The organism is Frankia sp. AgPm24 (assembly GCF_023243055.1).
Classification (GTDB): Bacteria; Actinomycetota; Actinomycetes; order Frankiales; family Frankiaceae; genus Frankia; species Frankia umida.
In genome coordinates this window covers 6,068-7,964 of the sequence record NZ_JALKFW010000028.1, presented here as the reverse complement: position 1 = coordinate 7,964, position 1,897 = coordinate 6,068, and the positions used below count along the sequence as shown (strand labels likewise).

General features: G+C 73.0%; 3 protein-coding genes. All 3 read left to right on the top strand.

What is annotated here, in order from left to right; all coding sequences use genetic code 11:
* The first annotated feature begins 178 nt into the window (after positions 1-178).
* Entirely contained in the window at positions 179-958 is a 780-nt protein-coding gene (locus MXD61_RS05205; protein WP_248811714.1) for a hypothetical protein, read from the top strand.
* A complete protein-coding gene (locus MXD61_RS05200) occupies positions 955-1,530 on the top strand; it encodes a hypothetical protein (RefSeq protein WP_248811713.1) in 576 nt (191 codons plus the stop codon). Before MXD61_RS05205 ends, MXD61_RS05200 begins: the two co-directional genes overlap by 4 nt.
* 53 nt (positions 1,531-1,583) lie before the next feature.
* Positions 1,584-1,897, top strand: a 314-nt coding sequence (locus MXD61_RS05195; RefSeq protein ID WP_248811712.1) for a hypothetical protein, incomplete at its 3' end; no start/stop codon positions are given.

Sequence of the window (1,897 nt, the reverse complement as noted above, 5' to 3'; positions counted from 1 at the left end):
CCGCCGCCCCCCCCACCCGCCCCCCCCCCCCCCAACCCCCCACCCACAGCCCCCGCGCCCCCCTCCGCGCCCTCACCACCCCCCGCTGCCCCGGGATAGGGGGGGGCAAAACATCCGCCCCACCCACCACCCGCCCTCACCAGCCGACACCACCCCCACGGCCACGAAGGACACCCCTGTGACCCCAACCCGGCACCGCGTCATGGTCCACCCCCACCAGCAGCCCCTGCCCCCCTTCACCGCCCCCGGCTACGCCGTCGCCTATTTCCCCGACGGCTGCCCCCCGCACGCGCCGCACTGGCCCGCCGCCGACGGCCGCTACCCGGGCCCGCACGTCACCACCGTCTGCCCTGACTGCCTGCCCGAGGCCCGCCTGAGCGCCGACCTCTCCGCACCCGTCACGGTGCCCGCCGACATGCCGATGATCTATGCCCTCGAACCGATCGACACCCCACCCGACCTGCCCGCCGTGCTGGACCTGCTCCACGAGGCCGGCTTCACCCGCATCGCCCGCCTTCCCCTGCGCGGCGCCTGGCCTGAACGTCAGGTCCTCACCGCCGACCATCCCACCCACCACAGCCGCGTCATCCTGCACAGCCAGGGCCTGCGCTACGACCTCCACTACCCCGGCAGGGATCCCTACCGCGGTTCCTTCGGCCCCGACCTTCACCTCACCGCCCTCGCCACCCTGCTGCTCACCGCCGGCTATTCGCTCCCCTCAGGGTCCCCCGAGGAGATCCCACTGGCAGGTTCCGGCGCCGTCCTGCTGACCGCCGACGAAACCGCCGACCTGATCGTCAGCGGCGATTATCCGGATGGGGGAAGTGCGGACATCGCCGCCGGACTCGACCTCCTCGACGCGGTGCGCGCCGGCACGATCCTCGCGTTCCGCCTCCCCGACGGCAGTCTCGCCACCGCCCTCAACCCCCTTCTCGCACCCCCCACGGAGATCTCGTGACGACCCCCGGGCGTGACAGCGCACCGGCCGACACCGTCGGGCGCACGATCACCGTCGTCGTGATCCCCGCCGACCCCGCCCGCCCGCCTCGCCTGGCCACCCTCGACTCGGTCGACACCGACACGTTGCGTGCCCTGGCCGGCGGCCTTGAACCGGTCGATCTCGAACGGGCCGGCGCCGTGCTGTGGACCGCCGACACGCCCCTGCCCGCCTCCACGGCCCTCAACGCGCGGGCCACCGCCCTCGCCGCCTTCCACCCACGCCGGTTCCGTCTCGACCAGCGGATCCACGGCGACGCCGTCCTGACCGGCCTGACCATCCACCACGACGAGGTCACCCTCCTCGACGCCCCCGGTCTCTACCGCGACCTGCTCACCGCGACCGGCTACCAGGTCCAGGTACGCGCCCCCTACTCCACCGGGTGGATCGTTCTCGGCGAACACCACACCAGCCTGGCCGGCGCCTACCAGGCCACCCGCGACGTCGCGCACGCCACCCTGCCCCGCACCCGGGGGCGATTCCTGACCGCGCGCCTCACCCCCCACCCCGCCAGCGCGGCGCCCGGCAGCTGAGCTCGCCCGTCGCCATCCCGCGCACCCCAACCCAATCAGACAGGAATCTCATCATGATCTCTGTTCTCGTGATCCCCGCCGACTCCGCGCGGCCCCCTCACCTGGAGGTCGTCGAGCCCTACCATGAGATGATCATGAATCTTTGTGGAGGTGACCTCGAACCGTCGGACTACACCCTCAGCGACGACGGCCCGGACAAGGCCGAACTGTGGGCGCACCCCTTCGCCATCGAGGACTCACTCGTCAACGACCGCGCCAACGCGATCATCGGCCTGTTACGTGTAGGGGCCGCCCCCCCACAGGCCCCCCACAACCGCGGCGCCGGCCGCACCCGCGGGGCCCCCCCCCCCCGCCACCCCCGGAACAA